This is a genomic window from Streptomyces sp. NPDC002643, from assembly GCF_053592555.1.
This window is the reverse complement of record NZ_JBSFVY010000031.1, coordinates 94334-112946: the sequence shown is the minus strand read 5'-3', so window position 1 is coordinate 112946 and position 18613 is coordinate 94334. Positions and strand designations below refer to the sequence as shown.

The following is an 18613-nucleotide window of genomic DNA, read 5'->3' as shown; positions in this document are numbered from 1 at the left end:
CGCCCAGCGGTGCACCTCATCAACCGTGACGTCCCCACCCATGCCCACTTCAACGAGCAGCCAGACCAACCGTCACACCAACTGCGGCTGCAGTACTAAAAGATAAAGACCCGGCCCTGCGGGCCGGTGAAAAGGCCGGGCGCAGCCCGCCTTTTCAGGGGCGCGGGGAACTGCGCGACCAGCCCCCACCCACCCGCACTCGACCCACCCCCTCGGGGGTCGAAGGGGCGTAGCCCCTGGGATGGGACGGGTAGGGGCGGCGGGGGCGCTACGGCTTCAGGCTGCTCACGATGTCGGCCGTCGCCGTCAGACCGTTGTGGATCGTCGGCGCCAGGCTCGTGCTCGCCGTGTAGAAGCCCAACAGGACGCAGACGGCGGCGTGCGAGAGCTTCAGGGAGTTGTTGCGGATGAAGATCGCCGTCAGGATCACCAGCAGCAGCACCACAGAGATGGAAATGGCCATTGTCGAAACCCTCCTCCGCCACGCCCACTTCGCGGCATTCGGCCGCAAGTGTGGCGTAACAGAGGGTTCGACCGTGCGGCTGACGTGTCCGCCGAACGTGTGGTGTCGGACGCCCGGCCCCCTTTCGGCACCGGCGTCACGCTTTCAAGTTCCGTAGCACGCCGCAGGATTGGCAGGCTACGCTCGTGGGGGTCGTAGGGAGGGCTCTCATGCGAGTTGCGATGCCGAAGGACCGCGCGGGGTGAGCCCACTCGCCTCGGCATCCCTGGCGGCCCTTCCCAGCCCGGTCCAGGGCGTCTGGCACCTTGGGCCGGTACCGGTACGGGCCTATGCCCTCTGCATCCTGACGGGCATCGTCGTCGCGGTGTGGCTCACCGAACGCCGCTGGGCGCGGCGCGGCGGCAGGCCCGGTGTGGTGATGGACATCGTGGTCTGGGCGATCCCCTTCGGAATCGTCGGCGGCCGGCTGTACCACGTCGCGACGTCGTGGCAGCCGTACTTCGGTCCCGACGGCGATCCGATCAGCGCGCTGTACGTCTGGGAGGGCGGTCTCGGCGTCTGGGGCGCGATCGCCCTGGGGGCGCTCGGGGCCTGGATCGGCGCCCGGCGTGCCGGTGTGCCGCTGCCGCCGTTGGCCGACGCGGCGGCTCCGGGCATCGCGCTGGCGCAGGGAATCGGCCGCTTGGGGAACTGGTTCAACAACGAGGTGTACGGCAGCAGTACGGACCTGCCGTGGGGGCTTCGGATCTACGAGTGGGACCAGTCCACCGGCCATGCCGTCCTCGGCCCGGACGGCGGATACGTCATCCTCGGGACGTTCCACCCGGTGTTCCTCTACGAGTTGCTGTGGGACTTCGCCGTGGCCGGTTTCGTGATCTGGGCGGACCGCCGTTGGCGGCTCGGACACGGCCGTGTCTTCGGGATGTACGTGGCGCTGTACACGCTGGGCCGGCTGTGGATCGAGGCGCTGCGCATCGACTCGGCCAACCATGTCCTCGGCCTGCGCCTGAACATGTGGACCGCCATGATCGTGGGCGCGGTGGCCACGGTACTCACCCTGCTGTCGGCGCGGCGGCACCCCGGCCGCGAGGAGTCACCGCTCCGCGAGGAGTCGCCCCTCCGCGACGAAGGCGCCGAGAAGGACCGCGCTGTCGGAGATGGCCGAGATACCTCCTGAAACGACCGTAATTCTCGCTACAGTTGCGGAATGTCTACCGCTCTCGTCACGGGTGCCACGTCCGGTATAGGGCTGGAGTTCGCACGTCAGTTGGCGGCGCGCGGGGACACGGTCGTCCTCGTCGCCCGGTCCGAGGCCCGTCTGCGGGAGGTGGCCGACGAACTCAAGGCGGCCCACGGCGTCACGACCGAGGTTCTCGTCGCCGACCTCGCTCGACGGGCCGATGTCGACCGGGTCGCCGAGCGGGCCCGGACCGTCGACACGGTGGTGAACAGCGCCGGATTCGGTACGCGACAGCGCTTCCTGGACAACGAACTCCCCGTCGAGGAGGAGATGTTCGACGTCCTGTGCGGGGCCGTCCTCGTCATCTGTCATGCCGCGGGCCGGGGGATGAAGGAGCGGGGCAGGGGGCAGATCATCAATGTGTCCAGCGTCGCCGGCTGGCTCGCCTCCGGTACGTACTCGGCCGCCAAGTCGTGGGTCACGGTCTTCAGCGAGAGTCTCGCGGGCGAGCTCGCGCCCTCCGGAGTCGGCGTCACCGCCCTGTGCCCCGGCTTCGTCCGTACCGAGTTCCACCGGCGCGCCGGGATAGGGACCGGGGCGATACCGGGTCGCGCCTGGCTCGACGCCCCGGCGGTCGTCCGCGCCTGTCTGAGGGACGCCGGCAGACGCAAGGTGATCTCCGTCCCGGGCCCGCTCTACAAGGGAATCGTCATCGCCGCCCGCTTGGCTCCCCGACGGCTTCTGCGGCGCGGCGGCAGTTCTGTCGCGCGGGCCCGTCTGTCCCAGTGACCTCACAGCCCCGGCTCTTGCGGATACCCTCGTGGTATGGCCACTGCGCTCGTCACCGGAGCCACATCGGGAATCGGTTTGGAGTTCGCACGTCAGCTCGGCGCGCGCGGCCACCATCTCGTCCTCGTCGCCCCCGAGGCCGACCGTCTCGAACGGGTCTGCGGCGAACTCGCCGAGACCTACGGCGTCGAGACCGAGGGCGTCCTCGCCGACCTGTCCGTGCGTGCCGACGTCCAGCGGGTCGCCGAACGCGCGCGCACTGTCGACGTCCTCGTCAACAACGCCGGTTTCGGGCTCCAGAAGTGGTTCTGCGACAACGAACGTGCCGCCGAGGAGGGACTCTTCGACGTCCTGTGCCGCGCGGTGCTCGTCGTCAGTCATGCCGCGGGGCGTTCCATGCGGGACCGGGGGCACGGCACGATCGTCAACGTGGCCAGCGCCGCGGGCTGGGTCGCGGGAGGGACGTACTCCGCGGCCAAGTCGTGGGTCATCGCGTTCAGCGAGGGCCTTGCCTGCGAACTGGCCGCCACCGGGGTCACCGTGACCGTCCTGTGCCCGGGCTTCGTACGAACGGAGTTCCATCAGCGGGCCCGGATCAGCCTCGACAGGCTTCCCGAACCCCTGTGGCTCGACGCCCGGCGGGTCGTCCGCGACTGCCTCGCCGATGTCGACAGGGGCAGGGTGATCTCGGTGCCGAGTCCGATCTACAAGACACTGGTGTGGCTGGCCCGGATCGCGCCGCGTCGACTCGTCCGCAGCGGCGGCCCGCTCACCAGGCATCGGCCGCCCCTGAGGTGAGGGCGGCCGGGGAGGGACCCATGAGTGCAGCGGCGCACGACGGGCGGGTCGCCCGGGCCGTCGCGGCGGTGTGCCGGGGGTGCGTCCGGCACCGGTTCGTCGTGATCGGTGCCTGGTTGCTCGTGGTGGCGGCACTGGTGACCGGTGCGAAGGTGCTGGGCACGCCTACGGACAACGACGTCAGTCTGCCGGGCACCGACTCCCAACTCGTGCGGGACCTGACCGTGGCACCGCCCACATCCGGGATCGTGATCGTCACGGCCCCGGCAGGGCGGCTGGACGACGAAGCCCGCTCCCGTGTGCTGGCGGCCACGGCGGAGTCCCTGCGGCGGGTGGCGCATGTGACCACGGTCAAACCGCCCTCCGTAAAGGAGGGTTCGCTGGCGGCGGATGGACGCACCGGCTGGTTCACGGTCGGGCTGGACGTCCGCCGGGCGGACCTCACCGAGGACATGGCGCGCACCGTCATGGATGCCGCCGAGCCCGCCGCCGACGCCGGTCTGCGGACGCTTCCGGGTGCGGCGTTCGCCCAGGCCATCGACGGCACGGGCGGCCACGGCACCGAGTACATCGGTCTGACCCTGGCCGCCGTCGTGCTCTTCCTCGCGCTCGGCGGTCTCCTCGGTGCGATGCTGCCCCTGCTGACATCGGCGCTCTCGCTGGTCGCGACACTGGCGGCCATCGGGCTCGCCGGGAACGCCACCGCGATCCCCACCGTGGCGACGACCATCGCGACCATGGTGGGCCTCGGCGTCGGCATCGACTACGCGCTGTTCGTGCTCAGCCGGTTCCGGGAGGCGGCGCGGGCCGATGTTCCGGTGCCGGAGGCCATCCAGCGCGCGGTCGGCGACTCGGGCACGGCGGTGGCCTTCGCCGGTGTGACGGTCGCGGTGGCACTCGCGGGGCTCGGCCTCACCGAGGTGCCGCTGCTGCGGACGCTCGCCTGGACGTCCGGGACCGCGGTCCTGTTCGCCGTGCTCGCCACGCTCACCCTGCTCCCCGCGCTGACCTCGCTCGCCGGACGCCGGCTGGCCCGTGGCGGGATGTTGCACAACCGGCTGAGCCGGGCGTTCCGTCGCCGGGCCGGGTCCACCGGCGAGGACGGCTACTGGGCACGCCAGGCCGACCGGGTGACCCGTCGGCCCTGGCTCGTCGGCGGCTCCGCGCTCGTGCTGCTGGCCCTGCTCACCGCGCCCGCGGCCGATCTGCGGCTCGGCCAACTGGACGCCGGGTCGTCGCCGTCGACCACGGCCGTGCGCCAGGCGAACGACGTCATCTCGGAGGCGTTCGGTCCGGGCACGGGGTCGCCGCTCACCGTGCTCGGCCGACTGCCGACGCCGGCCACCGGCGCCGGGGACCCCCGCGTCGCCCAGTTGGTGGCCGAGGTGCGCGCCCAGCCGGGCGTGGCCTTCGTCGGGCGGGCGACAACGTCCGGGGACGGACGGGTCGTCACGGTGCAGGCCATTCCCTCGACTTCGGGCGGTGACCCGGCGACGGCCGACCTCGTGCACCGCCTGCGCGACCTGTCCGTGCCGGACGTGGCCGTGCATGTCGGCGGTACGACCGCCGCGCGGGTGGACCTCGCCGAGCGCGTCACGTCCAAGCTGCCGCTCGTCATCGCGGTCGTGCTGCTGCTGTCGGTGGCCGTGCTGCTGCTCGCCTTCCGGGCGCCGCTGGTCGCCCTCAAGGCCGCCGCGATGGATTTCATCTCCGTCGGCGCGGCCTACGGCGCCCTGACGGCCGTGTTCACCTGGGGGTGGGGTGTGACCTGGCTCGGGCTCTCCGGTCCGGTGCCCATTCCGAGCTATGTGCCGCTCATGCTGTTCGCCCTGCTGTTCGGCCTGTCGATGGACTACGAGGTGTTCCTGCTGTCCGTCGTCCAGCAGCGCTGGAACAGGACCGGGGACAATCTGCGTTCGGTGCGCGAGGGCCTGACGGCCACCGGCGGGGTGATCACCGCCGCGGCCATGATCATGATCGGGGTGTTCCTCGCGTTCGTGTCCAACGACGACCCGACGATCAAGATGTTCGGCACGGGAATGGCGGTCGCGATCGCCGTCGATGTGACCGTCGTCCGCGGTCTGCTCGTCCCGGCGACGATGGCGCTGCTCGGCGATCTCACCTGGTGGACGCCACGCCGCCGGCGGACGGACGATCTGCGCCGCGCCGAGGCGGCCTGACCGGACCCGACCCGTCCGTTCGGGAGGCGCCTGTGCGCCGTTGGACGTGAACCGCGACGGCGAAGACGAGGCCGGCGAGGGCCATGCCGACGATCCCGTCGACGAGGTAGTGGTGGTCGAGGTAGACCGAGGCCAGGAGGACGAGGCAGAAGAAGGCCGTGGTGACGACGCGGAGGGAGCGGTACCTCCACGCGAACAGGGCGGCGAGGAAGGTCTGTCCCACGTGGAGGGACGGCAGTGCGCCGAAGACGCTCGAACTGTCCCGGTACTGCGAGGAGAACCACGACAGGCCCAGAAGCCGGTCGAACCGCAGGCCACCGGCCGCCTCCGGCGGTGCCGTGGCCATGGCCGGGCCGGTGCCGTACTTGTCGACGTACCAGGGCGGCGCCGTCGGATGGAGGAGGTGGATGGTGTAGCCGATGAGGTGCAGCGCGAGCAGCGCCCAGGTGATGACCTGTGCCTCCACGCGTCGCTCCCCGAAGCGCCACCAGGCGGCCAGGACGATGAAGCCGGCCATGAACCCGAGGTAGACCAGACCGCAGACGATGTCGAGGACCGCTGTCGTGTGGTCCTGCATCCACTCGGCCGGTGTCACCCGGCCCCGCGCCGTCGGCACGCCGAACCAGGCCAACTCCCAGTCGCGGGGGCCGGTGACGTCGATCCTCGTTCCCGTCACGGCGGGTGAGAGCACGCGTTGCCTGTCGTACACGAGGAACTGGACGAGCAACGGGGAGGCGAAGAGCGCGAAGGCCCGCCATCGGTGACATGTGACGACGACCACCGCGGCCACCGTGCCGAGGAGCAGCCGGAAGACCGGCGGCCCGTTCGACACGATCAGGTAGCCGATGTACGCGACGCCGACGACGCGGGTGACAACAGTGAGACTCAAGCCCCGGGGCACGACGTCACCGGCGGGAGGACGGCGCCGCGGAGCCATGGACGTCCCGCACGCGGCGCACCAGGACGTAGTCCTTGGCGAAGGCGTCGGCGAGCTGCCCGGTGTCGGGGTCGATCAGCCAGGGCATGGCGAGGCGTTCGGGCACCGCGAGGGGTGTCTCGAACGGCTCGTAGGTGCCGAAGACACGGTCCCAAACGGTCGTGGTGACGCCGAAATTGCGTCGCGGGGTGTGGAAGTGATGCTGGACGTGGGTCAGTCGCAGCCACCGTCCGTAGGCCGTGCGCGGCGCCTTCAGATGGATGATCCGGTGCAGTGCCTCATAGGCGATGTACGCGATACCGAGCCCGCACGGGAAGGCCGCGGCCTCGTAGTGTCCGAGGGCCAGCCGGAGCAGCGCGACGAGGGTGACGACCACAAAGGCGAGGGTGAGGAGCTTGCGGGGCCAGCCGATCATATGCAGCGGATTCGCGTGGTGGCGTGCGTGCTCTTTCGCGAACGGGTTGCGGAGGCGGCGGGAATGGAAGACCTGCCCGTGCAGGAGCCATTCCAGGAGTGTCCACGCTAGAACTCCCGCGGCGAAATAGGCCAGTGTTCCCGCTGCCCCGGTAATCGAAAGGGCCATGGTTCCCTACTTTCCGAGCCGCTCGTGCGCGACCGTACGGTGATGTGTCATGGTCACAGCCGCCCGAACACCACTGAGGCGTTGAGGCCCCCGAATGCGAACGAGTTCGACATCACCGTGCGGATCGGGTGCTCCCGCGCGGTGTTCGGCACACAGTCGAGATCGCATTTCGGATCAGGGGCGTCGAAATGGGCGGTGGGGGGCAGCACTCCGTGTTCGAGGGCGAGGAGGGCGGCCAGCGCCTCGATCCCTCCGGAGGCGCCGAGGGCGTGACCGGTGGTGCCTTTCGTCGAGGACATGACGGGTACCGAGCCGGCTCCGAAAACGGTCTTGAGGGCCTCGGTCTCGGTCAGATCATTGGCGATCGTGCCCGTGCCATGGGCGTTGATGTAGTCGATCCCGGCCGGCGGGACCCCCGCCGAGCGAAGGGCGCCGGTCATGGCCGAGGCCATTCCCTCGGCACTGGGTCGGGTGAGATGCCCCGCGTCCGCGCTCGAACCGGCGCCGAGCACCCGTGCCCGGGGGACGAACCCCCTCGCGCGGGCGTGCTCGGCCGACTCCAGCACCAGCATGCCCGCGCCCTCGGCGAGGACGAGCCCGGTGCGGCCCGCGGCGAAGGGCCGGCAGGTGTCCTCCGACAACACACCGATGGCCTGCCAGGCGCTCAGGGCGCCCTCGGCGAGATACGAGTCGGTGCCGCCGCACACGGCGGCGTCGACGACACCCGACTCGATGAGCTGGGCGGCGATCCCGATCGCGTGCGTCCCCGACGCGCAGGCGCTGGCGACGACGAAGGCGGGTCCGCGGAAACCGAACGCCATGGAGATCCAGCTCGCCGAGGAACTGCTCATCATCTTCGGCACGGTGAGCGGGCTGGGCCGCAGCTGGCCCTGCCGGTAGAACCGCTCGTACTCCTCGTCCAGCGTGGCGACGCCGGCGGCGCCGCTTCCGACGATCACGGCGACCCGCCCGGGGTCGCAGGAGTCGGCGGTCAGACCGGCGTCGTCCAGTGCGCTCCTTGTGGCCGCCACGGCCAGCAGCGCCGACCGGTCGCACAACGCCGGATGGGAGACGGCCGACTCCGTCATGAACTCCGAGGAGTGGATCTCCGCCACCGGCACGCCCACCTGGGGGCAGCCGGACGGCGGCGCGAACTTGACGGACGGCTCGACAAGGCCGTTCCAGAACTCCTCCAGGCTCGACCCGATGGACGTCAGCGCCCCGAGCCCGCTCACACAGACGTCCTTCATCGACCGCTCCCGGACGTCTGCGTCGCGACCTCGCGCAGGTGCTGGTCGAGTTGCGCGGCCATCGCCGCGAGGGTGGAGTCCATGCCGAGCAGGACCTGGTCCAGTCCGAGCCTGACGGCGAATTCGCGTTCGACGATGAAGAGCACTTCGAGCGCGATGAGCGAATCGACGCCCATCATCGCGAAGGAACGTTCAGGATCGATCTTGTCCGGCGCGCACGACAGGATGCGTGCGAGGTGCCCGCGTATCACGTCGACGATGTACTCGACGCGCTCTTCGTCCTCCAGTTCGCCCAGCCGCCTCAGGGCCAGCCCCTGTGGCCGCGCCGCGGCGAGCGGCTCCAGCGTGGGGCGTGTGCCGACCCAGGGCAGCGAGTCCGCTCCCGCCTCGCTCCAGGAGACGACGGTGAGGTTCGGGTGGTCCTGGGACAACGCCATGTCGACGGCGGAGAGCACCTGCTCGACGGTCAGCCGCCGCAGGCCGAGCCGCTGCCATACGTCGTGGAGCCGCGCCCCCTCCGGTGTGGCGCCGAAGCCCACCTCGCCGACAGGTCCCCACGCGATGCTGACGGCGCGGACCCGGCCCCTGTGCAGACGGCGTGCCACGCCGTCGAGGACGGCGTTCGCCGCCGCGTAGTTGGCCTGTCCCGGGGAGCCGAGCGTGGCTGCCGCGGAGGAGAAGAGGACCATCGCCTCGGCGCCCAGGTCCTCGGCGAGTTCGCCGAGGAGCAGCGCGCCGCCGGCCTTCGTCGCGAGCAGCACCCGGGTCTGCTCCTCGGTGGCGGTCATCAGCGAGGACACGCACGACCGCCCGTCCAGTCGCCAGTTCGAGGCGAGGTGGAACACGCCTCCGACGGCATCGCCGCGCTGCCGCAGACGGGCCGTGAGCGTGCGCACCGCCGCCGGGTCCCCGATGTCCAGGACCTCGTACTCCACGGCGCAGCCCAGGTCTTCGAGGAGTCGGATGTTGCGCTCGCGTTCGCCGTCGAGTGGACTTCGGCCGAGGATCAGCAGCCGCTTGGCCCCGCCGCGGGCGAGCCGGCGCTCGATCTCGAAGCTCAGCCCCGCCGCCCCTCCGCTGACGACGTGCAGGCGCTCCGGTGAAAGGCTCTGGTTGCTCGCGGTGGGCGGCAGCGACGAGGCGCGCAGACGGGCGACGAGCGGGCCGTCGTCCCGCAGCAGGATCTCGTCCTCCGCCGAGCCGGAGAGCAGGTAGTCCGCCAGCATCCGGCCGGCCTCGGCCGGATCGTCGAGGTCCAGGTCGACGAGGCCGCCCCAGCTGTCGGAGCTCTCGGCGGCGTGGCAGCGGCCCAGTGCCCAGGCGAAGTCGTGTTCGGGCCTGACGATGTCGCGGGTCCCCGAGCCGTGCAGCCCGGTACGCGTCACGATCCACACCCGGGCCCTCGGCCGGGATGCCACCGACTGGCAGGTGCGCACGGCCGCGTCGGCCCATGCCCAGCTCGCGTCGTCGGCCATGTCGGGTCCGGTCAACGGCGTGGTCTCGTCCACGAAGAGCACATGGCGCTGTTCGGTTCCGGCGCCGCCGTCGGGGGACTCCACGGGCTCCGTCGCCATGTCCACACGGCTGACGCCGGCCCCGGGGCGGTCTCCCGCAGCGTCGCGGCCAGTGCGTCGGCGCACCGGCTCGGCCCCCACGACAGGAGGAACCACTCCGCGTCCGTCGCTGCCCCCGGTCGGGGCTCGAACGCGGGCGTCTTCTCCCAGTGCGGGCTGAGGATACGGGTCGGATCGTCCTCGACGTCGTCGACCCGGACCTGTGGTGAACCCATGGTCATCGTTCGCTCCCCCTGATCGGCTCTTGGGCGACGGACTCGTTCAGCTCGGCGAGGTACGGCAACTGCCGACGGACCTGCTCGCCCCGCAGACCGAAGTCCACGAGGCAGGCGACCTCGTCGACGCCCAGTTCGCGCACGGTCTTGATCGTCGTGTGGGCGTCCTCGACCGTGCCGATGAGCGACCGGCCGTCAAGGGCGCGCTGGAAGTGGGCCCGCACGAACTCATCGAGGTAGCGGGCGTTCAGCCGGTCGAGGTCGACACCGCGGTTCCTCGCGGTGGCCAGACCTCGGGCCAGGGGCGCGATGGTCTTGAGATAGGCGCAGTAGGGGTCCCTGACGACATCGATCACCTCGTCCCGGTCCGCGCCGAGGAAGGTGTGCAGCATGAGCGCGACGCGGCCGTCGGCGGGGTCGCGGCCGGCCGCCGCGAACTCCTCGCGGTAGGCGGCGATGTTCTCCTGGAGTTTCCGCAGGTTGCCGTCGAGGACATGGGTGAGCACCCCCTCCCCGCGTCGGCCGGCGCCGCGGAACGTCTCGACGCTCTGCGTGGCGGCGATCCACGCCCTGAAGTCCCGCTGCACGGGACGGGGCAGGGCGCGCACCCTGATGTCCTCGCCGCTGCCCGAGCGGGCGTCGTGCGGACCGCCGCGCCACAGGGCCCGCACCTGGTCGATCAGTTCGAAGAGCACGGCATGGCGCCGCTCGTAGCGTTCGGGGAAGAAGGCGAAGTCGTCCGGCGACCAGCCGGAGGCGAACCCGACCTCCAGTCGGCCGCGGCAGAGGTTGTCGAGGACGGCCAGGTCCTCGGCCATCCGCAGCGGATCGTGCAGCGGTGCCACCAGGCTTCCCGAGCGGAGCGTCAGCCGTTCCGTCCGGGCGGCGACGGCCGCCAGCAGCGGCACCGGGTTGGGGAACGGGGCGCCGAAGGCCGAGAAGTGACGCTCGGGCAGCCAGATGCCGGAGAACCCCTCCCGGTCGGCGAACTCGGCCAGTTCGAGGATGGTCCGGTACTGGTCGGCGGCGCTGGGTTCCAGCGCGCCGGAGAAGAACATCAGGCTCAGTCGCATGGGCCCGCCCCCGCGTCGGCCGATCCGGACGGTGTGTCGTGGACGGAGCCCGCACGGCTGCCCTCCACGTAGGAGAAGCCGCCGTACATGAACTTGGTCGCCTCGGCCCCGAGTACGCCGAGCACCTGTCCGGGCTCCAGTACGTGCTGCTCGCGCACGCTGTGCAGCCCGATCCATGTCGAGGCGGAGCCGGTGTTCCCGTAGTCGGCGGCGCAGTTGTGGAACTTCTTCGCCGGGATGCCCAGGACGGGAGCGAGTACTTCGCCCATGCGGCCGTTGGCCTGGTGCGTCAGGTACCGGTCGACCCGCGGCTCGTCCAGGCCGACCGATCTCAGCGCCTCGAAGCCCGCGCGGAACAGGTCGAGGCCCTCCGCACGGGCCAGCGTGTAGTCGTTGACGAAGTTCCTCGGACCCGGCTGGCCGGTGTCGTGTGCCGGCCTTGAGGAGCCGCCCGTGGCGAGGCTGAAGCCGGAGGGCTTTCCCAGGCCGAGGGTTCCGAAGTAGACGTTCGTGAGATGGGCCGCGTCGTTCCCCGTGTAGCGGGAGAGGACGATCGCGCCGGCCCCGTCACCCATCTGCGCCGCGTTCACCAACTGGCCGCGGTCCGACACCGCTTCGTCGACGTCGAACAGCACGGACCCCGTCTCGCTGCCGACGACGCACACGCGGTCCGCCGCCATCGATGTCAGCATCGAGGCGGCGATCGTCAGCGCGTTGGCGAAGCCCGTGCAGGCCTGCCGCAGTTCCATGTACTGCCCGGAGTAGCCGAGGAGATCGGCGACCCACGACACGTTCGGCGGCAGCAGTGTGTGCGGCGAGGTGGTGTGTCCGATGAGGAGGTCCACGTCATCGATCGTGAGCCCGGCCTGTTCGAGTGCGGAACGAATCGCCCGCTCGCTCAACTCCGGGTTCGTGTCGCCCGCGCGGGGCAGCTCACGCGCGGCGGCGAGATCGCGGGACAGGAATCGTTGGTACACACCCAGCTGGTCCGCGATCTTCCCCACGAATTCGGACCGGTGCTTGTCGTTCCCCAGCGCGATGAACCGCACCATGTCGTCGTTCGACACCGGCGCCCCGGGCATGGCGACTCCGGTGCCCAGAACGTCCAGTCGAACGGGCATCATCCGGTACGCCGTCATCGACGCGGTCACCTCTCGGCCCCGGCCGGCTCGCTCTCGCGGGCCACGGGGAGGAACAGGGGGTTGGTGACGAAGCGCCGGGCGAAGGCCACGGTGAAGCTGCGCTCAAAGGGGACGCCACGGGCGCGGAAATCGTCGCGCAGGACCTTGCTCACCTTGACCAGCCTCGGCCCCGGCACCGCGGGGTAGGCGTGGTGTTCGGCGTGCCGATTGGCGCCGCTGAGGAACATCTGGCCGAAGACGTCGCAGTCGAAGGAGGTGGACGCCCGCAGGGTGTTGTCGGCCACCAGACCCTGGTGGTAGACGATGTCGTTCAGACTGCCGAGGATCGACCCCGCCACGATCGTCATCAACAGGAAGCTCGCTTGCGCGCTCGGCAGCACCACGTAGAGCGTGGCGTAGAGCGCCACCGCCGCGACCGGTCCCCACAGTGCCCGCACCACGCTGTTGTGCTTCAGAGCGATCAGCGGAGCACGCACCAGCAGGAAAATCGGTGCGCCGAAGACGGACGCGGCCGTGAGGAGGGCCATCGTGACCGGTGCGGACCGCCTGGGGAAGATGACCTCCTGGGGATCGCCTTCCGTACGGAACCTGGCGTGATGGGTCAGGTGCGCGGCGCGGTAGCCCGGATAGGACGTCCCGACCACTACCGAAATCGCCTCCCCGAGCAGCCGATTTCCCCTTCCGCTGCGTGCCAGATGCCCATGCGCCGACTCGTGCATCAATCCGAAGATTCCGATGAACTGGAGTGCGCCGAACACAATGAGAACGACCTTGACGAGCACGGTGAGCGGACCGGAATATGTTGATCCAACGGCTATCGCGAAGATCAGCATCGCCACATAGCAGAGAAGTTTCCATGGTTGCCAGGCGACAGGTATGAAGTGCTCGGGCGCTAAGTCGCCCCGCCGACTTGATGTGGACGTCACTGAAGACCCACCTTCCCCCGATCAAATCTTCGATTCGCCAACATACATTGCCGAGGGGCTGATGGGGAGGGCTCACCTGTTCGCGATTTATTGGTTGATTACCAGTGTGACGCGTGCCCGTATTTGCTGCGCCTGCAATTCTTGGTGAAGTTGAGCAGCCGCAGGGTGAGCGATGATTCAGTGGCCGATTTATTGGACGGAATTCCTGATTCTGCCCATCCACGGGCGACGCGATTCGATCGGGCATGCGCGCATGGGAAAGCCCGCCCCGGGTGGGGCGGGCTTCGCCGGTGCTTCGCCGATGTGTGTCAGGGTGCCCGGAGGTCGACCAGTTCCGCCAGGGCTTCCCGGTGGGCACCGGCCGTGCCGTACGCGATCGAGTCAGCCTTGGCGCGCTTCAGGTACAGGTGGATGGGGTGCTCCCAGGTCATCCCGATACCGGCGTGCAGTTGCAGCGCCTCCTCGGCGGCGTGGACGGCGACGGGCGCCGCGTACGCCTGGGCCACGGCGACCGCCACGTCCACCTCTTCGGCGGACTCCCCCTTGGCGAGGGCGTCGGCGGCGTTCCGGGCGGCGGCCCGCAGATTGACGACCTCCAGCCACAGCTGGGCGAGCCGGTGCTTGAGCGCCTGGAAGCCGCCGACGGGCCGGTTGAACTGCTTGCGCTCCTTGAGATAGCGCACGGTCTCGGTCAACGCCCAGTCCGCGACGCCCAGTTGCTCGGAGGCCAGCAGCCCGGCCCCGGCACGCAGGGCCCGCCGTACGGCCGGTTCGGCGTCACCGAGCAGACGCCCGGGGGCCCCGTCGAGGACGACCGTCGCGAGCGGCCGGGTCAGGTCCAGGGACGCCTGGGGGGTGACGGTCACGGCGGAGGCGTCCACCGCGTACAGGCCGCCGTCGTCGGCGGGCACCAGCAGCACATCAGCGACGGCCGCATCCGCGATGGACGTCAACTCCCCGCGCAGACCGCCGTCCTCGAACCGTACGACCTGGTAGGCGCTGCCCGCGCGGACGTTCAGGGCGACCGCGAGGGCGCCGATACGCCGTCCGGAGGCCAGTTCGCCGAGGAGGCCGGGGCTCCCGCAGGCGAGCAGGGCCTCGGTGGCGACGACGGCGCTCGTCAGATACGGCACCGGCGCGACCGCCCGGCCCAACTCCTCCAGGACGACGGCGGCTTCGCGGTGCGTGGCGCCCTGACCGCCGAGTTCCTCGGGGACGAGCAGTCCGGCGAGGCCCATGCCGTCGCCGAGCAGCTTCCACAGCTCGCGGTCGTGCGGCGCGTCCGACTCCGTGCGGGCGATCACGCCGGCCGCCTCGCAGTGGTCGGTGAGCAGATCGCGGACGGCGGCGCGGAGGGCCTCTTCCTCCTCCGAATACAGCAGATCGGGCTGGGTGCCGGTCGTACCTGTCGTGCCAGTCGTGCTCATCGGGCGAGGTCCTTCCAGGCGACGTCCTTGTCGGTGCGCGGCTCGCTGGGCAGGCCCAGGACACGCTCGGCGACGATGTTCAGCAGGATCTCGGTGGTCCCGCCCTCGATGCTGTTGCCCTTGGAGCGCAGATAGCGGTACCCGGCGTCCCGGCCGACGAAGTCGACCAGTTCGGGGCGGCGCATGGTCCAGTCGTCGTACAACAGCCCTTCCTCGCCCCGGAGTTCGACCTCCAGGCCGCTGATCTCCTGGTTGAGCCGGGCGAACGCGAGCTTCATGCCGGCGCCCTCGGGGCCGGGCTGCCCGGCGACGAGCTGCTGGCGCAGCCGCTCGGCGGTGAGCCGGGCGACCTCGGAGTCGACCCACAGCTTCAGCAGCCGCTGGTGCAGGTCATGGGTGCGCAGCTCGGGCCGCTCACGCCAGGTCCTGGAGATCGGGCCGATCATGCCGCCCTCGCGAGGCAGCCGCATACCGCCGATGGCGACCCGCTCGTTGTTGAGCGTGGTCTGCGCGACCTTCCACCCGTCGCCGATCTCACCGAGGCGCCGCGCGTCGGGGATACGGACGTCGGTCAGGAACACCTCGTTGAACTCGGCCTCGCCGGTGATCTGCCGAAGCGGCCGGACGTCCACGCCCGGGTCGGTCATGTCGCACAGGAAGTAGGTGATACCCGCGTGCTTGGGCACCTCCGGGTCGGTGCGGGCGATGAGGATGGCCCAGCGGGCGAGATGGGCGCTGGACGTCCACACCTTCTGCCCGTTGACGACCCAGTCCTCGCCCTCCCGGACGGCCCGGGTACCGAGCGCGGCGAGGTCCGATCCCGCGCCGGGCTCGCTGAAGAGCTGGCACCAGACCTCCTCCCCCGTCCACAGGGGCCGCAGATACCGCTGCTTCTGCTCCTCGGTGCCGTACTTGAGGATGGTCGGCGCGGCCATGCCGAGGCCGATGCCGATACGGCGCGGGTCGTTGTCGGGGGCGCCCGCGGCCTCCAACTCGGCGTCCACGACGACCTGGAGCGAGCGCGGCACACCGAGTCCGCCCAGACCCTCGGGGTAGTGCACCCAGGCGAGCCCCGCGTCGAAGCGTGCCCGCAGGAAGTCCAGGCGGTCGGTGGTGGCCGGAGGGTGAGCGGCCAGCAGTTCGGCGGTACGGCGCCGAAGGTCCGTCGCGTCGGTCATGCGGCGACTCCGTTCTCCAGGGTGGGCAGCACGGTGACGCGGCCGGTGGTGACACCGTCCGCGACCCGCTGTACGGCAGCGGCGGCGCCGCCCAGCGGTACCCGCTCACTGACCAGGGGCTTGACGACACCTCGGGCGGCCAGCTCGGTGAGGTGCTCGTGGCAGTGCTGGACCAGCTTGGGGTTCTTGGTGTTGTAGAGGCCCCAGTGCAGTCCGAGGATCGAGTAGTTCTTCACCAGGGCGTGGTTGAGGCCGGGGCTCGGGATCGTCCCACTGGCGAAGCCGACGACCACGATGCGCCCTTCGAAGGCCACGACCTTGGTCGACTGCGTGTAGGCCTCGCCGCCCACGGGGTCGTAGATCACATCCGCGCCCCGGCCCCCGGTCGCCTCCTTGACGGCGGCGACGACGTCCTCGCTCCGCCGGTCGACGACCACGTCACAGCCCAGCTCCCGGGCCACGGCGGCCTTGTCGGCGCCGCCGACGACACCGATGACCGTGGCCCCGGCCGCCTTGCCGAGCTGTACGGCCGCGCTGCCGACCCCTCCCGCGGCAGCGTGGACGAGCAGGGTCTCCCCGGCCTCCAGCCGGGCCCGCCGGTGCAGCGCGAACCAGCCGGTCTGGTACCCGATGTGCAGCGCGGCGGCCTCGGCGTCGTCCAGCGCCTCGGGAGCCGGGAGCAGACCCGCCACGTCCGCGACGGCGTACTCGGCGAAGCCGCCGTACGGCAGCGCCGGGTTGGCGATCACCCGGCGCCCGTCCTCGGTCTCCCCGCAGATCTCCACGCCGGGCGTGAACGGCAGCGGCGGCCGCACCTGGTAGTGCCCCCGGCACATCAACACATCGGGGAAGTTGATGTTCGCGGCGCGCACCTTCAGCAGGACCTGGCCGTCACCGGGCGTGGGCCGCTCCACCTCCTGGAGCCGCATCACCTCGCTCGGCTCGCCGTTCTCACGCACTTGCCATGCCTGCATGCGGTGCCTCCACGGAACTGCTTCGTCTGACCGGGCTCCACCGCATACTAAGCGGTCGCTTGCCCATCGGGGAACAGTCCGCCGGAATCGGTCACCCACTCCCCCTCTCCCGCGCCCCCCACTCACCCCTTGGAGGGTCGCGCCCGCACATGCATGCGCTCCCCCTGCGGCCCGAACAGACTCAGGAACTCGACCGGCTCCTCGCCCGTGGACCCGAACCAGTGCGGCACGCGCGTATCGAACTCGGCGGCCTCGCCCGCGGACATCACCACATCGTGCTCACCGAGCACACACCGCAACTTCCCCGACAGCACATACAGCCACTCATAGCCCTCATGCGTACGCGGCTCCGGATGCTCCTCGCTCTGCGGCACCAGCACCTTGAACGCCTGGAGGCCACCCGGCTGACGGGTCAGCGGCCAGAACGTACGCCCGTGCCGTACGAGCGGCTTGGACCGCACCCGGGGATCACCGACCGGCGGGGCGCCGACCAGTTCGTCGAGCGGCACCTGGTGGGCGCGGGCGATCGGCAGCAGCAGTTCGAGGCTGGGCTTGCGCAGGCCGGACTCCAGCCGCGACAGGGTGCTGACGGAGATACCGGTCGCCTCGGACAGCGCCGCGAGCGTCACCTCCCGGTCCTTCCGAATCCGCCGCAGCCTGGGCCCGACCTCCGCGAGGACATCATCGGTAGTCATGGTCCTTATTGCGGGAACAGCAAAGACATTTGTCAATCCCGTGGCCCCGGGGCGACGGTGTCGGCATGACCCAGACAGCCGAAGTGACCGAGGCATACGAAGTGACCGAGACATACGAAGTGATCGTGATCGGCGGCGGTGCGGCGGGGCTCTCCGCCGCCCTGGTCCTGGGCCGCGCCCGCCGCCGCACCCTGGTCGTCGACGCGGGCGAGCCCCGCAACGCGCCCGCCGCCCATATGCAGGGCTATCTCTCGCGGGACGGCATGCCCCCGGCGGAGTTCCTGGCCATCGGCCGCCAGGAGATCGCCCGGTACGGCATCGAACTGGTCCGGGACCGAGCGGTCGACGCCACCCGGAACGAGAACGGCGCCGACTTCACGGTGGCCCTCGCGAGCGGCCGTACCGTCCGCGCCCGGCGCCTGGTCGTCGCGACCGGCCTCAAGGACGAACTCCCCGCCGTCCCCGGTGTCGCCGAGCGCTTCGGCCGGGACGTCCTGCACTGCCCGTACTGCCACGGCTGGGAGGTCCGCGACCAGCCCTTCGGCGTCCTCGCCACGTCCGCACTGAGCGTCCACCAGGCCCTGATGGTCTCCCAGTGGTCCAAGGACGTGACCTTCTTCCTGCACGAGGTCCCCGAGGAGTCCCTGTCGACGGACGACCTGCGCAGACTGGCCGCCGCCGGGGTGGACGTCGTACCTGGAGAGGTGGAGTCACTGATCGTCGAGGAGGACCGGCTGACGGGCGTACGGCTGACAGACGGCACGACACACCCCCGCTCGGTACTGTTCACGGCCCCACGCGCCGTACCGCAGACCGACCTGCTGGAGAAACTGGGCGCCGAGTTGCACGAGACTCCTTTCGGCGCGTACCCGGTGGTGGACCCCACCGGCCTGACCACCGCCCCCGGCGTCTGGGCGGCAGGCAACGCGATGGGCTTCTCGGAACAGGTGATCAACGCGGCGTCCTCCGGCTACCGCGCGGGGGCGACGATCAACGGGGAGCTACTGATGACGGACTTGGACGCAGCCGCACCGGCGTAAGGGCGGCTGACGGCTGACGGCTGGGCACGGTAAATCGGCCGAAGGGCCGCGTGCTTTTGAGGGCCGCAGGCCCGAAAAAGAGGGGCGCGGGGCTGTGCTGAATATGCGGCTGCCGCCGCGTGGGCGCGACAAGCCACAACGCACCCGCACTCGCCCAAGCACCCGTATCCCCCACCCAATAGGCGCCCC

General features: G+C 70.5%; 17 protein-coding genes. 5 read left to right on the top strand and 12 right to left on the bottom strand.

The features are described 5' to 3' along the window. Positions 1-268 precede the first annotated feature (268 nt). A complete protein-coding gene (locus ACWD4G_RS35645; RefSeq protein ID WP_451301002.1) occupies positions 269-463 on the bottom strand; it encodes a hypothetical protein in 195 nt (64 codons plus the stop codon). A 241-nt stretch (positions 464-704) separates the two neighbouring features. Between ACWD4G_RS35645 and lgt the strand changes: the two genes are divergently transcribed. From lgt to ACWD4G_RS35625, 4 genes are read left to right on the top strand one after another with little or no spacing between them, the layout of a single operon-like run. Further along, on the top strand, positions 705-1640 hold the full coding sequence (gene lgt, locus ACWD4G_RS35640; protein WP_451301000.1) for a prolipoprotein diacylglyceryl transferase: 936 nt from the start codon (positions 705-707) through the stop codon (positions 1638-1640). 30 nt (positions 1641-1670) lie between these two features. Beyond that, positions 1671-2432, top strand: coding sequence for an SDR family NAD(P)-dependent oxidoreductase (locus tag ACWD4G_RS35635; protein ID WP_451300998.1), 762 nt, complete (start codon positions 1671-1673; stop codon positions 2430-2432). 36 nt (positions 2433-2468) lie between these two features. After that, positions 2469-3230 (top strand): SDR family NAD(P)-dependent oxidoreductase, encoded by a 762-nt coding sequence (locus tag ACWD4G_RS35630; RefSeq protein ID WP_451300996.1) that lies wholly within the window; start codon positions 2469-2471, stop codon positions 3228-3230. A 20-nt stretch (positions 3231-3250) separates the two neighbouring features. Further along, complete coding sequence (locus ACWD4G_RS35625; protein WP_451300994.1) at positions 3251-5410, top strand: MMPL family transporter; 2160 nt, start codon at positions 3251-3253, stop codon at positions 5408-5410. Here the strand turns inward: ACWD4G_RS35625 and ACWD4G_RS35620 are convergent. The 11 genes from ACWD4G_RS35620 to ACWD4G_RS35570 all read right to left on the bottom strand — a co-directional run bounded on the left by ACWD4G_RS35620 (position 5349) and on the right by ACWD4G_RS35570 (position 17384). Then, positions 5349-6299: a phosphatase PAP2 family protein gene (locus tag ACWD4G_RS35620; protein ID WP_451300992.1), complete on the bottom strand. Its 951-nt coding sequence runs from the start codon at positions 6297-6299 to the stop codon at positions 5349-5351. The genes ACWD4G_RS35625 and ACWD4G_RS35620 overlap by 62 nt on opposite strands. 16 nt (positions 6300-6315) lie before the next feature. Next, on the bottom strand, positions 6316-6930 hold the full coding sequence (locus ACWD4G_RS35615) for a sterol desaturase family protein (RefSeq protein WP_451300990.1): 615 nt from the start codon (positions 6928-6930) through the stop codon (positions 6316-6318). A 53-nt stretch (positions 6931-6983) separates the two neighbouring features. Continuing rightward, entirely contained in the window at positions 6984-8180 is a 1197-nt protein-coding gene (locus tag ACWD4G_RS35610; RefSeq protein ID WP_451300988.1) for a beta-ketoacyl-[acyl-carrier-protein] synthase family protein, read from the bottom strand. Beyond that, the gene (locus ACWD4G_RS35605) at positions 8177-9754 is read right to left on the bottom strand and encodes a beta-ketoacyl reductase (RefSeq protein ID WP_451300986.1); all 1578 of its coding nucleotides are present in this window, start codon (positions 9752-9754) and stop codon (positions 8177-8179) included. The genes ACWD4G_RS35610 and ACWD4G_RS35605 overlap by 4 nt, the downstream gene beginning before the upstream one ends. Before the next feature lie 217 nt (positions 9755-9971). Next, a complete protein-coding gene (locus ACWD4G_RS35600; protein ID WP_451300984.1) occupies positions 9972-11042 on the bottom strand; it encodes a MupA/Atu3671 family FMN-dependent luciferase-like monooxygenase in 1071 nt (356 codons plus the stop codon). Beyond that, positions 11033-12181 (bottom strand): 3-oxoacyl-ACP synthase III family protein, encoded by a 1149-nt coding sequence (locus tag ACWD4G_RS35595; protein ID WP_451300982.1) that lies wholly within the window; start codon positions 12179-12181, stop codon positions 11033-11035. Before ACWD4G_RS35595 ends, ACWD4G_RS35600 begins: the two co-directional genes overlap by 10 nt. 8 nt (positions 12182-12189) lie before the next feature. Further along, complete coding sequence (locus ACWD4G_RS35590; protein WP_451300980.1) at positions 12190-12966, bottom strand: fatty acid desaturase family protein; 777 nt, start codon at positions 12964-12966, stop codon at positions 12190-12192. Positions 12967-13418: 452 nt separating this feature from the next. Then, the gene (locus tag ACWD4G_RS35585; protein WP_451300978.1) at positions 13419-14537 is read right to left on the bottom strand and encodes an acyl-CoA dehydrogenase family protein; all 1119 of its coding nucleotides are present in this window, start codon (positions 14535-14537) and stop codon (positions 13419-13421) included. After that, on the bottom strand, positions 14534-15715 hold the full coding sequence (locus tag ACWD4G_RS35580) for an acyl-CoA dehydrogenase family protein (RefSeq protein WP_451300976.1): 1182 nt from the start codon (positions 15713-15715) through the stop codon (positions 14534-14536). Before ACWD4G_RS35580 ends, ACWD4G_RS35585 begins: the two co-directional genes overlap by 4 nt. Continuing rightward, complete coding sequence (locus tag ACWD4G_RS35575; RefSeq protein WP_451300974.1) at positions 15712-16689, bottom strand: NADPH:quinone oxidoreductase family protein; 978 nt, start codon at positions 16687-16689, stop codon at positions 15712-15714. The genes ACWD4G_RS35580 and ACWD4G_RS35575 overlap by 4 nt, the downstream gene beginning before the upstream one ends. A 122-nt stretch (positions 16690-16811) precedes the next feature. Then, a complete protein-coding gene (locus ACWD4G_RS35570; protein WP_451300972.1) occupies positions 16812-17384 on the bottom strand; it encodes a helix-turn-helix domain-containing protein in 573 nt (190 codons plus the stop codon). 65 nt (positions 17385-17449) lie between these two features. Between ACWD4G_RS35570 and ACWD4G_RS35565 the strand changes: the two genes are divergently transcribed. Then, entirely contained in the window at positions 17450-18424 is a 975-nt protein-coding gene (locus ACWD4G_RS35565; RefSeq protein WP_451300970.1) for an NAD(P)/FAD-dependent oxidoreductase, read from the top strand. Positions 18425-18613 lie beyond the last annotated feature (189 nt).